15 protein-coding genes are annotated in these 21,181 nt (G+C 45.4%); 4 read left to right on the plus strand and 11 right to left on the minus strand.

What is annotated here, in order from left to right; translation table 11 throughout:
* Positions 1-85 precede the first annotated feature (85 nt).
* From HNP76_RS02815 to HNP76_RS02830, 4 genes are all read right to left on the minus strand, one after another.
* On the minus strand, positions 86-1,390 hold the full coding sequence (locus tag HNP76_RS02815) for an HAD hydrolase-like protein (protein WP_184657286.1): 1,305 nt from the start codon (positions 1,388-1,390) through the stop codon (positions 86-88).
* 289 nt (positions 1,391-1,679) lie between these two features.
* Entirely contained in the window at positions 1,680-4,010 is a 2,331-nt protein-coding gene (gene metG / locus HNP76_RS02820; RefSeq protein WP_184657288.1) for a methionine--tRNA ligase, read from the minus strand.
* 75 nt (positions 4,011-4,085) lie between these two features.
* A complete protein-coding gene (locus HNP76_RS02825) occupies positions 4,086-7,988 on the minus strand; it encodes a hypothetical protein (RefSeq protein ID WP_184657290.1) in 3,903 nt (1,300 codons plus the stop codon).
* A gap of 114 nt (positions 7,989-8,102) precedes the next feature.
* Positions 8,103-8,954, minus strand: a complete 852-nt coding sequence (locus HNP76_RS02830) for a phosphoribosylaminoimidazolesuccinocarboxamide synthase (RefSeq protein ID WP_184657292.1) — start codon at positions 8,952-8,954, stop codon at positions 8,103-8,105.
* Between the two features lie 86 nt (positions 8,955-9,040).
* Here HNP76_RS02830 and pcnB point away from each other — a divergent pair, with 86 nt between their 5' ends.
* On the plus strand, positions 9,041-10,126 hold the full coding sequence (gene pcnB / locus HNP76_RS02835; RefSeq protein WP_184657294.1) for a polynucleotide adenylyltransferase PcnB: 1,086 nt from the start codon (positions 9,041-9,043) through the stop codon (positions 10,124-10,126).
* Positions 10,127-10,245: 119 nt separating this feature from the next.
* On the opposite strand, the gene mnmA is transcribed toward pcnB, so the two are convergent.
* The gene (gene mnmA / locus HNP76_RS02840; RefSeq protein WP_184657296.1) at positions 10,246-11,421 is read right to left on the minus strand and encodes a tRNA 2-thiouridine(34) synthase MnmA; all 1,176 of its coding nucleotides are present in this window, start codon (positions 11,419-11,421) and stop codon (positions 10,246-10,248) included.
* Positions 11,422-11,503: 82 nt separating this feature from the next.
* On the opposite strand from mnmA, the gene rlmD reads away from it, so the two are divergent.
* Genes rlmD through HNP76_RS02855 form a run of 3 tightly spaced genes read left to right on the plus strand, consistent with a single transcriptional unit; the run spans position 11,504 to position 16,301 of the window.
* Positions 11,504-12,739, plus strand: a complete 1,236-nt coding sequence (gene rlmD / locus HNP76_RS02845; RefSeq protein ID WP_184657298.1) for a 23S rRNA (uracil(1939)-C(5))-methyltransferase RlmD — start codon at positions 11,504-11,506, stop codon at positions 12,737-12,739.
* 2 nt (positions 12,740-12,741) lie between these two features.
* Positions 12,742-14,547 (plus strand): outer membrane protein assembly factor BamB family protein, encoded by a 1,806-nt coding sequence (locus HNP76_RS02850; RefSeq protein WP_184657300.1) that lies wholly within the window; start codon positions 12,742-12,744, stop codon positions 14,545-14,547.
* 53 nt (positions 14,548-14,600) lie between these two features.
* Entirely contained in the window at positions 14,601-16,301 is a 1,701-nt protein-coding gene (locus HNP76_RS02855) for a P83/100 family protein (protein ID WP_184657302.1), read from the plus strand.
* A gap of 107 nt (positions 16,302-16,408) precedes the next feature.
* Here the strand turns inward: HNP76_RS02855 and dnaB are convergent, their stop codons facing one another.
* From dnaB to HNP76_RS02885, 6 genes are all read right to left on the minus strand, one after another.
* Positions 16,409-17,743, minus strand: coding sequence for a replicative DNA helicase (dnaB, locus tag HNP76_RS02860; RefSeq protein WP_184657304.1), 1,335 nt, complete (start codon positions 17,741-17,743; stop codon positions 16,409-16,411).
* 76 nt (positions 17,744-17,819) lie between these two features.
* On the minus strand, positions 17,820-18,359 hold the full coding sequence (gene rplI, locus HNP76_RS02865) for a 50S ribosomal protein L9 (RefSeq protein ID WP_184657306.1): 540 nt from the start codon (positions 18,357-18,359) through the stop codon (positions 17,820-17,822).
* A gap of 94 nt (positions 18,360-18,453) precedes the next feature.
* On the minus strand, positions 18,454-18,765 hold the full coding sequence (rpsR, locus tag HNP76_RS02870) for a 30S ribosomal protein S18 (RefSeq protein ID WP_184657308.1): 312 nt from the start codon (positions 18,763-18,765) through the stop codon (positions 18,454-18,456).
* A 16-nt stretch (positions 18,766-18,781) separates the two neighbouring features.
* Positions 18,782-19,288 carry a single-stranded DNA-binding protein gene (locus HNP76_RS02875; RefSeq protein ID WP_184657310.1) on the minus strand — a complete coding sequence of 169 codons (507 nt, stop codon included), beginning with the start codon at positions 19,286-19,288 and terminating at the stop codon, positions 18,782-18,784.
* Positions 19,289-19,324: 36 nt separating this feature from the next.
* Entirely contained in the window at positions 19,325-19,618 is a 294-nt protein-coding gene (rpsF, locus tag HNP76_RS02880) for a 30S ribosomal protein S6 (protein ID WP_184657312.1), read from the minus strand.
* A gap of 69 nt (positions 19,619-19,687) precedes the next feature.
* The gene (locus HNP76_RS02885) at positions 19,688-21,166 is read right to left on the minus strand and encodes a glycogen synthase (RefSeq protein WP_184657314.1); all 1,479 of its coding nucleotides are present in this window, start codon (positions 21,164-21,166) and stop codon (positions 19,688-19,690) included.
* Positions 21,167-21,181 lie beyond the last annotated feature (15 nt).

The following is a 21,181-nucleotide window of genomic DNA, read 5'->3' on the forward strand; positions in this document are numbered from 1 at the left end:
GGCGTACCTCCTTGATGGCTAAATACTAGCATGTTTGAGAAAGTTTGTAAATAGTAATAAGTCCTATTATTAATAAAATTTAGTCTTATTTCCGTTTAGAAATCGAAATTCCGTCCCCTTTTTTCAGGAATTCGGTCTCAAACTCTTCGTTTGTCTTGAGGAATTCAATGTACTTGCGGATTTTCTTTACCAGTTTTCTTGTGCTGTAATTGTGAGTCAGGCTTAAGTCCTCGACCATGCCGTGGAAGGAAAGGTTGTCGCTTACGATTACGCCACTTTCCGAGAGGTTTTCCTTGTATTTTTCGAAAAACTTGATGTACTGGGCTTTTGCCGCATCGATGAAAACGAGATCGAATTTGCCTGGGATTTGGGCCGTGAGCGCGTCTCCGAAAATCAGCGTGATTCTGTCAGTCAGTCCGTTTTTTGCAACGTTTTCAACAGCCGCCTTGTAGCGTTCCTCGTCAATCTCAATCGTTGTTACGCGGATGTCGTCAGAAAGCTTTGCGAACCGCACCGAAGAATAGCCGATTGCAGTTCCGATTTCAAGGATTGTTTTTACTTCGTGGCTCTTTATGTACTCGCAGATGAAGTCACTTCCTTCGTCCTGCATGATGGGGACTTCGTTCTGCATGGCGTAGTTTTTGATGAAGTCGTCGCACTTGTCTTCAGAGAGAATGTCGATGAACTTTTCGATTTCACTTGCGACCGAAAAACAGAGGTCAGGCTTTGCTTCCAAAAGCTTTTCCCTGTCTCCGATTCCACCCCGGCAGCCGGCAGTCTTGCATCCGAAAGCCTTACCTGCATTAATGTCCTGGGCGCTGTCACCAATCATGATGAAATTGTCTTTTGAGAGTGAAAGCGAGAAATTTTTGTTCAGATATGAAAGAGCATACTCAAGTCCGTCCGGCTCCGGCTTCATTTTAAGCAGGCTTCCCTCTTCATTTTTTGTCTCAGGGCCTACGAGAAGGTCAAAATATTCAAGAACCGAAAGTTTCTCAAGAATCTGGCGGGCAATGCTTTCAGGCTTGTTGGTCAGAAGGACGACTTTTTTGCCCTTCTTTTTGAGCACGCGCAAAAGCTCCTTGATTCCGGCATAAAGATGAGTTTTTACGACCGGATTTGAATGGTAAAGCTTGAGGTAAAAATCCATGACTTCCTGAAACTGCTTCTGATTGTATTCAGTCTCAAGGTTGAAGTGATTTTTTGTAGAGAATTTAAGGGCACGAAGCAGAAGGTTTTTGGTTCCGTCGCCCAGAAAAGTGATTATTTTCTTAACATCGACCGGCCAGTAGCCAAAATGATGCAAGGCTTCGTTCACGCAAAAAGCGATGTCTTCCCCCGAATCAATAATGGTGCCGTCACAGTCGAAAATATATGCTTGGATTGACATGGTGCCATGATTTTAATGGAAAACCGGGAAATTAACAATAAACAAAATATTTTCGCTAAAAATATTGAATATTCTCATAGAAAGCTTGGAAGACGGACTGAATTATGCTAAATAGATGGAAAAGATTCCTGACGACACCATGCTTAGGAATATGGTACTTCCTGGTTCCCATGATTCTGCAACCTTCGTAATTGTTGCTAAATAAAAAGCCCCGGTAGCACAGATTTCTCTGCACTGCCGGGGCTTTTTCGTTATTGTTAATTAATAATTGCTAATTGCTAATTTCACCTTAGCCGATTTCACCGTTAAGGGCTTTTGTCGTCTTGATTTCCTTTCCGTCAGCGAGGAGTTTTTTGCCTGCGATTCCGACGATTCCGTCCTTAGCCTCGATTGCAACCGAGAAGAACTCGTCGCCAGAAATCTCAGCCTTCTTAACTGCGTTTACATCGCTTCCCTCAAGAACGACTTTTGTTCCTGGGGCTGCCCAGCTTGCGTCCAAAACTTCGACGCATTCCTTGCCGTTTTCGTCCGTGTAGTCGCCTGCAAGGAGCATACCGTAGCTTTCAACGCCGCGCATTTTGCGTGGAGCGAGGTTTGCCGCGATGACGACGTGCTTTCCAAGAAGCTCTGCCTCTGTAAGATACTTACGAAGGCCTGACTGGATTGTGCGGGGAGTTCCCGAACCGTCGTCCATTGTCTCGATGTAAAGCTTGTCTCCATCCGGATTCGGCTTGATGTCTGTAATTTTTGCAACGCGAAGCTCGATGTTTGCGTTGAAGAAGTCAATCTGCTGCTCAGGTGTAAGGGCTGGCTTTTCTTCTTTTGGCTCTGCTTTCTTTTCCTGTTTTTTAGGCTGCTTTTCTTCTTTCTTCTCGTTCTGCTTGCCAGAGAATTTAGCGCGGAATTCTTCCATTGCCTTGTTGTCAAGCGGTGTGAAGTAAACTGAAGTCTCAGAAATTGTGTCCAGGCCTTCCATTTTGCCCAAGTCTTCCCAAGTGAGGCTTCCCTCTTTTGCAGGAGTTCCGAAGTGAGCGTCATAGATTGTGTGGCCCAGGTAGCCTGCTACGACCTGTGAGTATTTCGGCAAGTAAGGCTGAATCATAATCATGAGGTCTTTGATTACGTATGCGAGGTTGTAGAGGATGTTGTCAGCGACTTCCTTGTTTGTCTTAACTGCCTTCCATGGCTCTGCTGCCTGGAAAGCCTTGTTGCAGATATCGGAAATTGCAAAAATCTCGTGGAATGCGTCCTTGAGTTCTGCCCATTCAAGGTGTTCTGTTGCCTTTTTCTCGTGCTCGAGAACCTGTGCCCAGAGAGCCTCGTCCTTCTTTCCAGCCGGAATCTTTCCTGAGTAGTTTTTGTTGATGAAAAGAAGGGTTCGGTTTACGAGGTTACCCAGGTTTCCGATAAGTTCCTTGTTGTATTTTTCCTGGAAATCCTTCCATGTGAACTGATAGTCCTGGTTTTCAGGGCGGTTGTAGTAGATGTAGAATCGCCATGCGTCGCTAGGGATTCCAGACTCTTTGGCATCAGAACCGAATACGCCAACTCCCTTTGATTTTGAGAATTTGCCGTCTTCGTAGTTAAGGAATTCTGTTGAAGACATGTGATAGAGTTTTGTGTAGTCCTTGCCTGTTCCGATTTCAGAGCATGGGAAAACTACAGTGTGGAACGGAATGTTGTCCTTTCCGATGAACTGGAAGAGCTTGATTTCCCCGTCCATTTTTTCGCTTGATTCAGATGGAAGCCACCATTTTTTCCAGTCGAATGTTTCCTTTCCGGCTGCCTTCATTTCGTCTGCGAGCTGTTTTGTGATTGACATGTAGCCGATCGGTGCGTTGAACCAGACGTAGAATACCTTGTTTTCGTATCCTGCCTTTGGAACCGGGATACCCCACTTGAGGTCGCGTGTGATTGCGCGCTCGTTGAGGCCGTCGCGAATCCAAGCCTTTGTCATTTGGATTGCGTTTGCGCTCCATTTGCCCTCTACGCTTGCCTTCTCCATCCATGCCTCAAGTTTTGGAGCGATTGAAGGAAGGTCGATGTAAAGGTGCTTTGTCTCGCGTACCTCTGGAGTTGAGCCGCAGGTGTGGCAGCGTGGCTTTAAAAGCTGGGTCGGGTCAAGCAAAGTGCCGCATGAGTCACACTGGTCGCCTCGTGCGTCCGGAGCGTGGCATTTAGGACACTCGCCGTCTACATAGCGGTCAGCGAGGAACATGTTGCACTTAGGACAGAAAAGCTGCTTTGAAGTGTGCTCCTTGATGAAGCCGTTTTTGTCGAGGTCGTTGAAGATGCTTTGAGTGATTTCAGTACACTCTTCGTTTGAAGTGCGTCCGAATTTGTCGAAAGCGATGTCGAACCACTCGTAGATGTCCTTGTGGATTGCGTAGTAGTAGTCACAAAGCTCGCGGGCAGTCTTTTTTTCCTGCAAGGCCTTTGTCTCTGTTGCAGTGCCGTATTCGTCTGTGCCGCAGACATACATAGTCTCATATCCGCGTGAACGGCAGAAGCGTGCGAAAACATCAGCAGAAAGCATCTGAATCAGGTTTCCGAGATGAGGAATATTATTTACATAAGGTAATGCTGAAGTGATAAGTCGTTTAGTTTTGATATTGTTCATAAGAAAGTATTATAATGAAAAACGGCTTTTTGTACAATGAATGAGAAAAACTTGAAAAGAAAATTAAGGTAACTTCTAATCCTTTTCGATGAATCTTGTAAACTCACCAGCCTTCATGAGACCGTCGTTTTCAGCCCATTCGTAATAGCTTGAATTCCAGTTATAGAATGAGAATGAAGCGTCTGTAAGGACTTCGTAGCTGACCCAGTAATAATCCAGGCTCTTGCTCTTTTCCTTGCTGGTGTTCTCACGATAGCAGCGTCTCAGATAAGGAGAACCATTCTGCAGCTTTCTGAGCGGGAAAGGAGAAATATTTTCAAGGCTTGAGAGAATCAGCATTCCGTGGATTGAAAGGTCTTTCTGGCCGATTGTAGGACTTGTTGCGCTGCTTCCGTTCTTGGTCTTTGGATTTACGAACTGAACGACAGTCTGGTAAACGCCCTCAACTTCCTGATCAGAAGACTCAAATCCTGCTTTTTCGGCCCGGGAAATTACATAATCCTTGAAAGACTGGTTGTACTTTCCGTTTCCGACGGCAAAAACCGGAGATACAGTGCTGCCGTTTTCTGCGTCTGAATATGAATCCAATTTCTTTAGCTGAGACTCTTCTTCATCCGTAAAATCGTCTGTGTCAGTGAAATAAGAGTAGAAAATCCTGTTTTCACTGCTGATATAGCAGTTTTTCTTTTCTTCTTCCGGATTTTCTGAATCTGCGCTTTCTACAGAATCTTTGCCTGAAGATGAATTTGATTTTGCCTCAATAAGTTCATTGTCGCTAGGCGGATTTGTCGTTCTTGCAGGGCTTGTGTGCTCTTTGACAGTGTAGTAGATTTTGGCTCCCCTTGTCTGGCAGTCGATTCGCGTTCGGACGTAGCCTGTCGGCTTAATGCTGTCATGTGACTGAGGAAGATAGTTTGTTTTGTCGGCCATAATCTGGTTTGCCTTGTTTCCGTTTCTGTCGCTCTGCCAGATTCCAAGACCATAGCTGTAGCGGTCAACACGGACGACTGGTTTTGCAACCTTATCAGACCAGAATGAAAGCTGATTGTTTGAATTTTGGATTACAATCTCATCATTTTTAGAAGAAAGTCCGAATTTATTGCCCGAAAGGTCTTCAAAAGCACCCTTTTCGATTACAAGCTCCCACTCACGGCCGTCCGGCAAATCATCAGAAGAATCCAAAAGACCGGCTCCGAATGTGACTGTCAGGCTCTTTCCGTCTTCTGAAAGCTCAACTTCACTTGAATTTACGTCAAGAATTCTTTCATGGTAATGAACTTTTTCGAGAACTTTGCGGATTTGTCCTGCCGTACAGAGATATTTCTTTGAATTTACGACTTTGAGTATGTTTGTAAGGGATTCAAAAGAACGCTCGTCATATTTTTGCTGGGTTGCAAACCCATTTTCAAAGGTCTTTTCAAAGTAATGAGGTGTATCGGTTTCCCAGATGTCGATGTCGAAATCAAGGACATACTTGGCAGAAAGGTCCGGGAGGAATTTTCCGTCTTCTGAAAGGGAAAGCCCCTGCACTGTCTTTTTGTAAGGTCCGATGTACTGACCGGTTCCATGATAGGTGTCGTTTGGGTATTTTGAATTTGACTTTAGGATATGCTCGCTGTCCTTCATGTCACTGCCATTTTCCTGGCGTGAAAGAATTTCCCGGTCTGTCTTGTCGAGAAGGCTGGTAATCGTCTTGAAGTCTTTTTCGCTGAGAACCGGAGGAAGGGCCCAGTTCTTGCACTGGCGGAGGATAATCTTTCCTTCTGCCTTTTTGACTGCTTCGTTGAAGTCGATAAGGATTTTGTTGCCCTGCTTGAAGATATTGCTTCCGCTTTCAGTTTCTTCTGAAGGCAGCATGCCTGTGATTTGCGGAGCAAGGGTATCAATTGTGATTCCGCTTTCTTTTGCTTCGCTTTCTGTAGGAGAAATAAGGCTATTTCCCAGCAAATCCGTTATCTCTGAGATTTTTTCGATACAAGACTGAGGAATATATGAGAGGCTTCCGTTTGGAATGTCTGACTTTCCTGGAATGAAATTTAATTTGAATGTAAGGGTGTTGTCGATGCAGCTTTCGAGCGGGAGTGAAATTTTCTTCGGCTCCTTTTCTTTCTGCTCTTTATCCTGAGTTTCCGGCTCAGAGTCATCTTCTTTTACTTCTTCGCCAACTTCTTCATCTGCTTCTTCTGTAACAATGAGGTCAAAAGTCACCTTCTCTTCTACCTGAAGCTTTTTGTTTGATTTTACCTGGGCCGTGAGGCTTGAAGATCCGTCTTCTTCTTTTGTGAGGAAGAATTTTACATCAGTGATATTAGGAAGTTCTGTATCTGCCAGAATTTTGTATTCTGAGTAAGTTGCCTTTCCGTCTATTCTTGTGAGCTTAATAAGGAAGAATTTGTCACAGAATTTTTCATCGTTGAAGTCATTGGCAAGGTCGACTTTGAACTTGAAGTCCTGATAGTAGAAACCGTCGATATTTCTTGGATTTGAGAGCATGACATTCCAAAGCTTTATGTCCTTGTTTGGAATTTTTTCTGTTTCAGGAAGTTCAGAATAGTCTTCGAGCCATTTTTTTGCCTTTTCAGCCTTTTCCTGATCGCTTTCGCTTCCGGCAACCCAGACAAACTGAAGGACTTTGCAGCCGATTTCATCGACTGTATTGCCTTTGATTGTTACGATTGATTTTGTGCTGTCCGAAGACTTTGAGATTTCAGGAATTTCGTTGTTTTTAGGCGATGTAACTACGATTGCAGAAACGCTCTGGTCGATTACATGGATTTCAATTTCTTTTGCAGTCAGCTTGCGTGGCAGGCCCTTATCCCATGCGACGGCAATAAGATGCAGGTCCTGGGGATTTTCGCTAGATGTGAAATCAATTTTTGTTTCCCGCTCTTCATCTTCTGATTTGAAGAATTTTATGCTTTCTTCAAGGCCATTTTTTTTGAGGGCGGCGATAAAAGATTCCGGGTTTTCAGAAAGTGCCTTTATTTCGCCGCTGAACTTTTCAGCTTCTTCTTTGGTAAGGAGAAGGCAATAGGCCTGGTCAAGCATGTCGTCGTCAAAAATGGTGACTGAAAATTCTTCATTTGTGTGCAGGTTGATTGTATCAGGACCGGCGTAAGGGGCTGAAAGTGAGATTTGAGGGAAGTCGCTCTCCGGCCACCAGAGGAAATATCCGGCTTCAATTTCTGTATCTATTGCATTGTAGCAGACCTGAAGGTAGTGCCTGCCGCTTGCAAGACTTTCATCAGCATCAGTCAAAATCTTTTCCTTTACTTCAAAAAGGGGCTCGGATTTGTCCTTGCTTGAATTGTCTATGTCGCAGATTTTATTTCCATTTTCGTCACGGATTTGGATGCTTTTGTATTCGATTGGGTCTTCTTCGTCGGTATTTACGCAGATTGTGAATGAGCCGTTTTGTGCAAAGTCCTTGTTTTCTGAAAGCGTAAAATCAATTGCTTCTAATTCTGATTTTTGCATTAAGTCGCAGTAATCTGCAAGGCCTCCCCGGTCAATATACCAGAGGGAATCGCAGTCAGAATTGCCCCTGATAAACAAAGGTATGATTTTTGCTGACTGGGCCGTTGATTTTAAATCGAGGTCAAGGGCAACGAATCTTATTAAAAGAAATTCTTCGTTTTCAAATGTAAGGTTGCAGGTCCATTTATCGTTTTTGATGGTGGCTTTTTGCAGGTCGGTGAAGTCACTGTCGCCCGGCCTCTTGATTTGGGCGTAAACTCCCTTGATGTTCCTTGCGTTTTTGATGCTTCCTGAAAAAGTTACGTTTTTATTGCAGTAAATTCCGCCCTGAGAAACTGAGCGTGAAAGGCTGTCACATTCAAAAGAATCTGTGGTGATGGAGATTGACTCAAGGTCAGACTTTTCGCTTGTTTCGTTCTCCGGATTGGAACATGCTGCCTGAAAAAAAGAGAATAAAGATAAGACTGAAATATAAATTAAAAAACGAATAAACTTTCTCATATTCTACATATAATACTTAAAAAAAAATAGAAACGCAATAAAAAAGCCCTGAAATTCACTTGAATTCAGGGCTTTTTTTAAGAATTTTTTAATTTCTATATAAAGAAACTTTTATTAAAGGTCTTTGCCTGTAATCTTGCGGACGCACTCGTGATAGAGTTCGCTCGTCTTTTTAACGACGTCAGCAGGAACTTCCTTAATTGTCGGGTCGCCTGCCAGGTTGTTTGCCTTGAGCCAGTCGCGGATGAACTGCTTGTCGTAGCTTGCAGGGCTTGTTCCGACCTTGTACTCAGCTGCATTCCAGAAGCGGCTTGAGTCCGGTGTGAGGACTTCATCTGCAAGGACGAGGTCGCCATTTTCATCAAGACCGAATTCAAATTTTGTGTCGGCGATGATGATTCCGTTCTTTGCGGCGTGCTCGTAGCATTTTTTATAGATTGCAAGGGCTGTCTCTTCGATTTTTGTTCCGAGCTCTGCGCCCAAGTCATTTTTCATGTAGTCGAGGGTAACGTTGATGTCGTGTCCCTCAGCGGCTTTTGTTGAAGGAGTTACGATAGGCTCGTCAAGTTTTTCTGCCTGCTCGTATTTTTTTGTGAATGAGTGACCCAGGAAAGGCTCGCCTTTTTTGTAGGCCTCGTACATTGAACCGAACATGTAGCCGCGGACGATTACTTCGTAAGGAATCATCTTGAGCTTTTTAACGAGGATTGTGCGGCCTTCGTATTCGCTCTTCTGGAATTCAGCAGGCATGTCCTTCAAATTGCTTGAAATCATGTGGTTCTTTGTGATGTCCTTTGTGAGGTCGAACCAGAAATTTGAAAGTGCGTTCAAAACCTTGCCCTTGTCTGTAATCATTGTAGGAAGGATTACGTCGAAAGCAGAGATTCGGTCAGTTGTGACGATGACCATGCGGCCGTCTTCCAGATCATAAACTTCGCGGACTTTTCCGCTGATAATTTTTTTCATAATTTGCTCCTTGCAAAAAGTGAGTCCATTTTATTATTATTTTTTAAGTTGAACAAGAGACGATAAAACATTATTATATCTGCATTGTGTTAATTCGATATTCATCAGACAGCAGGGGTAAGCCAGTTAAAAAGGCTGTTATTTATACAAAGGAAGAACATAAAATACCATTAAAGAAAGTTGACCCCGATGCACTTTACATTATCAGACATTTAAGGGAATGTGGCTATGACGCCTATATCGTTGGCGGTGCCGTGCGTGACCTCATCGTCGGCAAAGCACCAAAAGATTTCGACATCGTTACAGAGGCAACACCTTCCAAAATCAAAAAACTTTTCCGCAATTCCCGCATAATCGGAAAGCGTTTCCGCCTGGTTCATGTTTTTTTCGGCCAGAAGATTTTTGAAGTTTCAACATTCCGTTCAATCTGCGAAGGCTCGGTCGGAAATTCATTCGGCACCATGGACGAAGACGTACAGCGCCGCGATTTTACGCTCAACGCACTCTACTACGACCCAATCAAGGAACAGGTCATCGACTATGTAAACGGAGTTGAGGACATCAAAAAGAAGGTCATTCATCCGGTAATTCCTCTCGACCGCATTTTCGTCGAAGACCCGGTACGCATGCTCCGTGCGGTAAAGTACAGCGCTACAACTGGCTGCAAACTTCCCCACTCGCTCAAGAGCAAAATCCGAAAGAGCGCGCATCTTCTTTCTCCGGTCTCGCCTTCCCGCCTCACCGAAGAACTTTTGAAAATCATCAACTCAGGCCACTCATATGAAATTGTAAGCGCAGCCATGGATGCAGACATCTTCATGTATTTGCAGCCGGCAGCCTGTGCCCTCATGTATGCAGACAGAAACTACGAGAAAAAATACATGCTTCACCTTAAGGAACTGGATTCTCTGGTAAAAACCGAGCCTGAGTCCCGCCTTGGAAAGCGCCTCACCTACATCGTTTACGACTTTATTTCATCACTCACAGACTGGCAGAAAGAAGTTTCCACAAAAAGTGCCGCCGGTGAGCTTTACACAAAAACCTGGAACCAGTGCCGCCACTTCGTCCTTCCCATGAACCCCCAGCGCACTGAACTTGAGTACGCAATCAAAAACACCCTCACTCAGCTTGGAGTCGGCGTTCGAATCGGCAAAAAGAAAGCTAGGAATTAGGAATTAGAATTTAACTACGATTACACAGATTCACACAGATGGGGCGCAGATATTTTATAATCTGTTGTCAAAAATCATCTGTGTCTTATCTGTGTTTATCACTGTTCATCCGTGTCAAATCATTTTATTGCCTTTACGATAATTCCGCCGCCTAGAATTACGTTGTCTTTGTAGAGGACTGCGCTCTGTCCGGGAGCTACGGCACGCTGAGGCTCGCTGAATGTTACAAGCCATGGCTGGCCCTTGTATGCAAAGTCATCACCTGCTTCCGGGACATATCTTGAGATTTTTGCCTTTACAGGACGGCTTGCGAGTCGGATTTTTATCTCAGCTTCAAATTCTTCGGCTGGCTCAACGTCTGCCGGCCAGACAAAATCATCAGCTACAAGGGCGCTTGAATTTAGGGCATCGTTTGGAGCAAGGACTACGACGTTATTTTTGGCGTCGATTGCCTGAACGTAGACAGGATAGCTTACGGCTACTCCCAGTCCCCGCCTCTGGCCGATCGTATAGTGCTCGATTCCCTTGTGCTTTCCGAGGACGTGTCCGTCAAGGTCGATGATGTCGCCCGGAACTGAAGGCTTGTCTGCGAAAAGAAGGTCAAAATATTCCTCACCGATGAAGTCCTGGCTTTCCTCTCGGTTTGCGGCCTCAAGATTTGCCTTTTTGGCAAGCTCGAAAACTTCTGCCTTTTTCATTGTGGCAAGGGGGAATCGTACTTTTTCAAGAACTGAACTTGGAATGCGGTTTAAGAAATATGTCTGGTCCTTTGTGATGTCGGCAGCTGTTGCAATCATGCAGGGCTTTTTGTCGCTTCCAAAGACACCTTCCTGCGGGCGTACGATTTTTGCGTAGTGGCCCGTGCAGAAATAATCATAATTTATGGAAAGATTCTGGATTCCGTCGAGCAAGGCTCCGAATTTGATGTAGCGGTTACACTGGATGCAGGGATTCGGGGTACGGCCTGCCCGGTATTCAGCCTTAAAATATTCGAGGACTTTCTGCCGGTATGTTTCCTGAACTTCGATTACGTGATATTCAATTCCATGCTCGGCACAGAATTTTTTGCATTCTTCGATATTTTCTTCTTCGCCTGGGCCATAGCAGGCTTCCTTCATTGGCTTATCGCTCTTGATTTCAGGGAGTTTTCCGTCCCAAAGTGACATGGTGACACCGATGACATTGCAGCCTTTTTCCTTGAGCATGAGGGCTGTTAAAGTTGAGTCTACTCCACCACTCATTCCGACGACGACTGTATCGCCTTTCTTTGGCATATCTAAAATTTCGTAATTCATATCTGCCTATTATATCACAAGGTAAAAAGAGGGGGAAGTCGTACTGTGTACTATAATATGCTTTTATGCTAGACTACATCCAATGTCTCATATTATACACACTGAAAAAATGGTTGCCGGTGGTGACTGTCTCGCCCACATCAATGGAAAGAATGTTTTCGTTCCTTTCGCCCTTCCTGACGAGGAACTTGAAGTTGAAATCACCAAGTCTTTCCGGGACTATGACACGGCAAAAATTACAAGGATTCTTAAAAGCTCGCCTCACAGGGTTGAGCCATTCTGCCCTCTTTACGGCACCTGCGGCGGCTGTAACCTTCAGCACATAGATTCTGAATACCAGGTTGAGCTCAGAAAATCAATTTTAAGGGAATGTTTTGAGCGTGAGGGAATCCAATGCCCGGAAATAGAAATCATTTCAGGTTCGGACAAAAATTACCGCTCCCGCATCCAGCTTACAAACGGCTCCTTCAATAAAAAGGCCAGCAACGAGCTTGTAAATCTTGAAAACTGCCCGATTGCAACGGAAGAAATCAATACCTACCTCAAAAACACGGCCCAGAACGAACGAGCGAACGGCAGGGTTCACCTTTTCGGTGACCAAAGGATTTCTTCTGATTCAAAAGTAATCATCGCCGAGGAAAGGGAGCGCGTTTCAAGGGAAATCAAAGTCCAGGGAGCAAGCTCAAAGAGAAAGGAAAAACTCAGGTTACAGGCCAACCGACACTTCGCCGGCACTACTTTAAATCAGAACAACCGCTGCGAAATCAATCTGCTTGGCAAAAAAATCGCCTTTGACGTTCAGGGCTTTTTCCAGTCAAATCTTGAGGTTTTGGAAAAGACTATTGAAGCCGTAACCCGCAACATGGGCGGCCGCAACGTCCTCGACATGTATTCAGGCTGCGGAACATTTTCAGTCTTCCTCGCTGATTTGTTTGATAAAGTCTGCATGGTCGAGCACAACCGTGATGCAATCGTTTTTGCCGAAGAAAATTTGCGCGGCAAAAATCACGAGTCCTTCGGCCTTTCAGGCGAAAACTGGATTAAATTCAGCTCAGAAAAATACATCGAAAACAACGGAGAATTTGAATCAGTTGTAATTGACCCGCCTCGGAGCGGCATGGAAAAGGAAGTCTGCAAGTGGCTCTGCCGCTCAAAGATTCCTCAGATCCGCTCGGTAAGCTGCAATCCAAGCACTCACGCCCGCGATGCTTCTTTCCTTGTAAAGGCTGGCTATCATCTTTCAAAGCTGTACCTGCTGGATTTCTATCCCCACACGGCTCACATAGAATCCCTGGCCTGCTTTGAATACACGGACTAAAAATGAAACATTCATTATTTAAAAATCGCAATGGAATTTCAAAAAGTTTTCTCTTAAAGTCACTTTTCCTGCTTTTATCTTTTCAACTTGCAATTTTCAGCCTGCACGCCCAGACTCCCAATCGCACGGTCGATTTAAACAGCCAGGAGCCTGACTGGCAGGCCGTAATCGGTGGTGAGGCCGTATCTCCCTGTGTCGCAACATCTTACGGAGTCGCCCTTTTAAGTGACGGCCGCCTGCTTTCAGCTTGTACAGGCTCAGGAACGGTAATCTGGCAGATGAGCATCAAGGGCCGACCTTCTCCATATCTTTCATCTTTCGGGGATTTTCTTTACGTTGTGACAGACGGATCAAAGCTCAACCTCATGAATCCTTCCGGAAAAACCCTCTGGACTTCAAACGCCCAGTTTCAGATTACAAATTCTCCGGTCGTGGGGCTTGACGGCCGGGTCTTCGTTCAGGGAAAAAAGCAGATTGCCTGCTACGGACTCGACGGAAAACGCAAATGGAAGGCAGACAGTTCTGAAATCAGTAATTTCCCAATCTGTCAGCTAGAAGACGGTTCAATTCTGGTCTTTTTAAAAGCCCTCAAAAACAATCAGAGCGTGGCGGCCCATTATTCGGCTTTCGGCAAGTGGCTGGAAGACATCACTTTTTCAGGAATCGTTTCAGCAGTCGAATCCTGTGAAAAGGGAGTCCTTCTTTCCCTCAAAAACGGCTCAATCGGTCTCGTAACTGCACTTTCAGACGGCAGCGCCCAGTCAAAATGGGTCAACGGCTCTGGAAATTCCGGCGGAGCATTCAAAATCTGCCATTCAAAAACAAGCGGCAACACTGCATTTTTCTTTCAAAACGCATCTAAAACCGAAGCCGTCATCGTAAAAACGGAATCAGGCGAGCTATTAAACAGGTTTCAGGTCGGTCAGATTGCCCCGGCTGACTTCAAGCTGGCCCGCCCGACAAAATCAGGCTTCTTCATCAGCGGTTCTTACTCTGCCTGTGAATTTCTTGAAAGCGGCACGATTCTTTACGCAGCCCTTCTTCCACCTTCAAATAAATGGAATGCAATTTTTTACACTGACAAGAATTACATCATCCTTGCCATGAAAGACTGGACAATGAAGGGCTTTTTGATGGGCCAGCCTCCCAAAATTGCAAAAAAATCTCCCTCAAAGCCCCAGAAAATTTCCTACATCAATTCAATTGACTATGATTCAACCGCCATGGAACTTGGAATCCGCCCTCTGACCAATCAGAAAATGGCTGAAATCTCCCAGGCATTTAAAAACGGAGACTATGGCGAAAAGGAAAAGGAATATCTGGAGCTTTTAAAAACCGAGGCAGAAAATTATATCAAGTCATACTCAACTGAAAGTCACTTTGCAAGCGATCAGGTCAATTTTTTTGCCGAGAATGCAGTTTTCACCCAGAACCTTCTTTATTTGATGTCAAAAACCGGCACCAGGGAATTTTCCCTCTTCTTTGCCCGCCTCCTTTCAACTGAACTGGACAAAAGTCAGCTCTTATCTGTAGTTTCTTTTGCAGGCCAGCTTGGTTATGACGAAGACGGCTATGTGCTTGCCGCTTTGGAAAATCTTGTGATGAATAAAATCCGGCCCAACGAAACCACTCTGCTCAAGGCCGTCTGTGACTCAACCTATCAGATCTGCCTCTTTATGGGGCGTCCGGCCCTCAACAGGCGGGGAAAAAATATCCTTACCCACATGTTTTTTCCGTCTTATGACCAGAACGTGCAGGTTTACGCAAGAAAATCTCTTGAAAAAATGATAAATCTAGAGAAAAAGTGACAATTTAAAAATATTATGATATAATAAGAATGTTCTATTCAAGGAGGATTTTGATGAACATTAAAAAAGTGCTGAAAAGTACATTCGTTTCAATAATTGCAGTTCTTGCTGCTGCAAACCTTACGGCCCTCGAAGTCAACAGAAATGAGCTTGAGAGCGCACCAAACGGAGACGAAGTAGTTTTCCGCAATTATTCAGGCCCCCACACTGTAATCAATACAATCGAACAGATCCGTGCAATCGGTTCTGCCCTCGGAAATCAGGTAAAGGCTAATCCAGAGAACACAGGCCTTATCGGTTCCCCAAACAAATATTCAGTAATTCATGCAATTGATCCGTCAACCAAAGAAAAGATGGACGCCGATATTTTCATCATCGGAAAAGGCGCAACGGTTGACCATATCACAAACCTTCGCCGCATCATTTCGGCTTATCTTGAATCAGCTTACGGCTATTCCACAAAAGATGCCGGCACAATCGCCACATTCATCACGGTTTACAATGCCGTTTATCGTGGAAAAATCGAATATTTCCAGTCAAAATATAAAGATATCGTAATCAAAAATCTTTCGGCTTCAATCGTCGGCCTTTCAACTAATTATGAGGAATGGCCTGGCAAAACCCAGATTGTAATTCCTCTTTCTGACTTGAGCGGCGGCTTGAGTACAATTGACACTTCCCTCATCTCAGACAAGCAGGTCGTAAAATCAATGCAGGGTGAAGACGACAAGGGAATCGATGCCCGAAAGGACATGGTTGACATAAAAGAGCGCGAGGCTGACAATCTCCAGGAAAAGGCTGATTCAAAGCAGTCAAAGGCTGATGAGGAAAAGGCTAAGCTTGCAGAAGAGCAGAAAAAGAAGGCTGAAGCTGATGCCGCTGCTGCCAAAAAGAAGGCAGACGCTGACAAGGCAAAGGCCGAAGCCGACAAAAAGAAGGCAGATGCTGACAAGGCTAAAAAGGACGCAAGAGCAAATCCAAACGACAAACAGGCTCAGAAGGATGCGGCTGACGCCCAGAAAGAAGCTGATCAGGCTCAGAAAGATGCCGACCAGGCTCAGAAAGATGCTGATGCAGCCCAGAAAGACGCCGACGAGCAGGCTCAAAAGACAGACGAGCAGGCTCAGAAAACTGACGAAGCCCAGAAAGATGCCGACCAAGCCCAGGCTCAGGCAGACAAAAAGCGTGATGAAGCTCAGGAAGAAAGAACTTCAATCGCTAAAGACCAGCAGTCACTTATCCGCGAAGCTTCTTATACAAAGAGCGGCGAGCACATCATGTACGGTCTTAAGAATGTCGATGATGAGGGCGTAATGAGCGCAATCGTCAAGATGAACTCAGTCAACGGTGCAGTCATCAAGGAATCACCTGTTGATGTAATCCGCTGCCGAACTGTCTTCGATGACGGCTCATGGTTCATTGCCGTAGCAGGTTCAAACGCTGCCAACGGTGTAGTCCGCCTCGTTCAGATTGACAAGCAGAACCTCGAAATCAGTGCAGAGAGCAACGAAAAACTTTCAGACCTCTCTACCCTCGTAGAAAAAGACGGCAGCTATTACTGTACTGTCCAGGACGGAGCCGACTACTACATCGGAAAGTTCAACAACACAGTTCAGAGTCAGCTTATTTCAAAAGTTAAGGTAAAGGGAGCAACACCGATTACAATCACATCTCAGGGAATCATGGTAACATCCGCAAACGGAAAGCCAATCATCCTGAGTCTTGAGGATTTAACAAGCATATCACCGGAGTGATAAATAAAGCATCAAGTTTTTACATTTGATAGATATAATAAAAAACGGTTTCCAAGCGGAAATCGTTTTTTTGCATTTATTGCAATATCAAAAACTAATTCGATTTATTACTCGTCTTCATTAGCTTTATTTTCAAATCGTGTGATTGAGCTAAGGAACAATAATGGTACATCGCCAATCGGGCCGTTTCGCTGCTTGGCCACGATGATTTTTGCATCCTGAACAGGCTCTGCCTCACCGTCTTCCTGCTTTTTTCGCTCACGATGAATGAACATTACTACGTCCGCGTCCTGCTCGATTGAGCCAGATCCTCGCAGCTGGTTCAAGCTAGGCTCGTTTCCTTCGGCATCGCGGCTTACCTGACAGAGGGCTACAATCGGAATATTAAGCTCTCGGGCCAGGGATTTAAGCGATTTTGAAATCTCACTAACCTGCTCGTATACCGGGGCCGCAGAATTTTCCGTTGCAATCAAACCGATATAGTCAATGAAAATTACCTCAACTTTCTGATTTGTCCTCATTCGTCTTGCCATAGCACGAAGGTCAATCAGCTGCATGTTAGGCGTATCGACAATGTAAAGGGGCGCGTCATAGCAGCGTCCGGCCGCATCGTTGAGCTTCTGGAAGTCATCAAGCTTGAGCATACCGGTCCTGAGCTTGGTACCGGCGATTCTTGCGTTCTGTGAAAGAAGTCGCTGGCCAATCTGGACATGGGACATTTCCAAAGAGAAAAAGCCGCATGGAATCTTTTTTGTGACGGCGATATGCTCCATCATGTTCAGAGCGAGGGCCGTCTTACCCATGGAAGGACGGGCACCAATAATGATAAGCTCAGCTTTCTGGAAACCGCTGGTCATTGTGTCCAGTTTTGAGAAGCCTGAAGGAACACCTGTAAAGGTATTCTTGCTCTTGTAGTTCTTTTCAATCATATCGACCGTGAGGGGGACGATGTCACCCATCGAGTGAACTACGGTTGTCTGCTCATTGTCGGCAAGGTCAAAAATCTTTTTTTCTGCTTCTTCAAGGATAAGTTTTGAATCGCGGGTTTCGTCAAATGCAGAGGCCTTAATCTGCTGTGAGACATCGATTAAACTTCGGCGTGTGGCGCGCTCAAAGACGATTTTTGCGTAATATTCGATGTTTGCGGCTGTCGGAACGACATCTGTAAGGGAAGCGATATAAGCTGCCCCGCCCGACTGCTCAAGCTGGCCGGTTTTTGAAAGCTCTTCAACAAGGGAAAGAGTATCGCAGGTCTCGCCCTTTGAGAAAAGACGCATCATGGCCCGGAAAATAACCTGATTCTGCTGTGAATAAAAATGTTCTGCGCGCAAAAGAGTTGCAATTGAACTCACAGAACCCCAGTTAAGCAGCATTGCACCAAGAGTTGCACGCTCAGCCTCATCGTTATGTGGAGGCACAGTATCTTTCAAAACAGAATCCATGATTTTCTCCTATTTTTAATTATAGACAAAAAAAGGCTGCCTGAAAAGACAGCCTTTTAATTAAGCCGGAATATTATTACTCAGCTTTTGCTTCCTCTGCTGATTCTTCAGCAGGAGCAGCTTCTTCTTTTTTAGCCTTTTTTGGCTCTGCTTTTTTAGCGCTCTCGTCTTCCTGTGCTGTAACAGCAATTTTAACTTCAGCGTTAGCAGACTCATAAAGGTGGATTGTACAGTGGTAGTTACCAACAGACTTGATTGTAACGCCAGGAATGTCGATTCGTTTGCGCTCAATGTCAAATCCGTTTTTAGCCAGGTACTCAGCAACTGTGAGTGCAGAAACTGAACCGAAGAGTTTTCCGTTTGCTGCAGCTGGCATTTTGAGCTCGATTGTGAGTGCTTCAAGTTTGTCTTTGAGGCTTGCAGCATCCTTTCGTTTCTGCTCTTTGCGTGCTTCGATTTCCTCTTTGCGAGACTCGAAGTATGCTACAGTCTGGTCATTGTACGGAACTGCGTACATGTGTGGAAAAAGGAAGTTGCGTGCATAGCCGTTAGCAACATTTTTAACATCACCCATTTCACCGAGGTGTTTAACATCTGTATAAAGAATAACTTTCATTTTACAAGCTCCTATTGTATTTTGTTTTGCCCCGCGTTACCAGGAGTTGGATCGTAGGACTATTCTGCTTGCATGGATGCAAGCGATAAGCGATTTACTCTGTTACGAATGGCAACAAGCAGATATTGCGAGCGCGTTTGATAGCTACAGTGAGCTCGCGCTGGTGTTTTGCACATGTACCTGTGATGCGGCGTGGAAGAATCTTACCGCGCTCTGTTGTGAAGCGTTTGAGACCGTCAGCATCTTTGTAATCAATCTTTGCTTTGTTAGCACAGAAACGGCAAACCTTCTTGCGGAAGAATGTTTTGCCTTTGCCGCGAGCGCCTTTGTCCTCGCCGTCTCGGCCTTCAGATGCGCCCTGTGTATCTACTTTGAGTTCGACTTCGTTTGTAACTTCGTCTGACATAGTGTTCTCCTATAAATTAAAATGGAATGTCTTCTGGGAAGCCACTGTCTTGTGGTCCGCCAAAGCTCTGATCGCCATAATCAGGAATATCATTGCTAGGAGCAAAGCTGTTCTGCTGCTGTGGCTGGAATTTTGGTGTATAACCCCCAGACGGTTGTGCACCGCCGTTACCAGAATTTCCGCCTAAAAGCTGAACGTTGTTTGCAACGATTGAAACATTGCTTCTCTGCTGCCCGGTTGTCTTATCCTGCCAGCGGTCCTGCTTGAGATAGCCTTCTACACAAATCTGCTTACCTTTTTTGAGGTAAGGAAGAAGGTTCTCGGCTGTTTTGCCCCAGATTGTGACATTAAAGAAATTTGCTTCGTCTACCCACTGGTCACCCTGCTTTCGGCTTCGGTTAACTGCAATGCTGATATTTGCACGAGCCTGCCCGTTTGGTGTGAAAGCGTATTCGCGCTGATCACTGCCGTTTAAATCGCGGGTAAGACGTCCTACAATTGTGACGCTGTTAATATCAGTCATTTAATGCCTCCAAAGGTGTAAAAGTGGTGAGCAAACTTATTTTGCTTCTTTGTCGTCGAGTTTAACGAAAAGAGATTTGAGCAAATTGTTGTTCAATCGGAACTGTGTGTTGATTTCAACGATTTTAGCAGGATTTGCTTTGACTGTGAAAAGAACGAATCGGCCTCTCTTCTGCTTAGCGATTTCGTAAGCGAGGTCACGGTCTCCGTAAGACTCTTCTTTTTCGACTGTTGCACCAAACTGTGCGAGAACGGCTTTTACTTTTTCTGTGCCGTCTTTGAACTTCTCATCCTCGATAGGATAGATAGTCATGAGTTCATACTTTTTCATGTGTGTATGTTCTCCTTATGGACATTTGGAGTCCGCATACGCAGACTCAAGGGGTTGAAATTGATTTTATCAAATTCCGCAGCCTCGTGCAAGAGCTTCTTTGTAAACTTCGACATATTTTTCGCAACTTGCCTTCCATGTGAAGTCCTGCTCCATGCCCCGCTTCTGCATCTTTTTGATGTGATCCTTGCGGTTGTAGTAAGCCCAGACAGCCCAGCCTACTGTGTCATAGATTGCGCCAGGAGTGAGGGCATCGAACATGAAGCCGGTTCCCTCGCCTGTTTTCTGATTGTAGTTCTGGACTGTGTCTGCCAGGCCACCTGTTCGGCGGACGATTGGCAGGGTGCCGTAAAGTTCTGAATACATCTGGTTGAGGCCGCAAGGCTCGTACTGGCTCGGCATCAAGAAGAAGTCGCTTCCGGCTTCGACAAGGTGGCTGAGCTGCTCTGAGTAGCCGATCTTTGCGCGGAGATTTGGAAGCTTTGCCTGAAGGTTATTGATTTCGTCCTCGCACCACTTTTCGCCGGTACCGATGATTGCAAACTGAACCTTCATGTCGCGGCAGATATTGTAGATTGAGCCGTAAGAAGGAGCAAAGACTTCTGCTATGCCCTTCTGGCTTACGAGGCGGCCGACCATGCCGATCAAAGGAATGTCTGGATCAACTTCAAGTCCGAATGCTTCCTGCAGGGCTTTTTTACAGGCTGCCTTGCCCTTTATGTTTGACGTGCTGTAATTTACAGGAAGTTCCTTGTCTGTTTTTGGATTCCATGTCGAAATGTCAACGCCGTTGATGATTCCGCGGACGACATCGCTTCGGACCCGCAGGAGACCGTCCATTCCGAATCCGCCCTCAGCAGTCTGAATTTCATATGCGTATGTCGGAGAAACTGTCGTAACCATGTCAGCGCTTGAGATTCCTGCCTGAAGATGGTTGATTGCACCGTTGCGCTCAAAGCCTGCCCCATAGAAGAGGCCCCAGTCGATTCCCAAATCAGGGAACTTGTCTTTTCCGTAAACGCCCTGATAGCCGATGTTGTGGATTGTGTAGACGCTTGCCGTATGGGCAAACTGAGGCTGAGAGCGGCAGACATGCTTTAAGAGAACCGGAGCCAAGCCTGCGCTCCAGTCGTGGGCATGAACGATGTCCGGGTACCACTGGATTTTATTGCAGATCTGGAAAGCACCGTGGCAAAGGAGAGAAAAACGATATGTATTGTCGGCGAAGTCCGGGTCAAATTTTGTGCCGTAAACGCCGTCGCGACCGAAGCAGGCCTCGTGATCGATGAAGTAAACTTCTACCTTTGGAAAGCCAGGGAGAGGAGTTTTATAGACTTCAGTCCATTCCTGACCTGTACCGACAGGAACGCCCATCGGACCTTCGAGGGCTGTGAGTTTTTTCCGGTCAATTTTATAGTAGCGAGGAATTACGATTTTGACATCGTGACCCAAAAGGCTCAAATTTCCGGCTAAGGCCGAAACAGCGTCAGCAAGACCGCCGGTTTTAGCAAAAGGAACTGCCTCTGAACTTACCATCATTATTTTCATATTTTCCTCCATATT

It is taken from the genome of Treponema ruminis (assembly GCF_014201975.1).
Lineage (GTDB): Bacteria > Spirochaetota > Spirochaetia > Treponematales > Treponemataceae > Treponema_D > Treponema_D ruminis.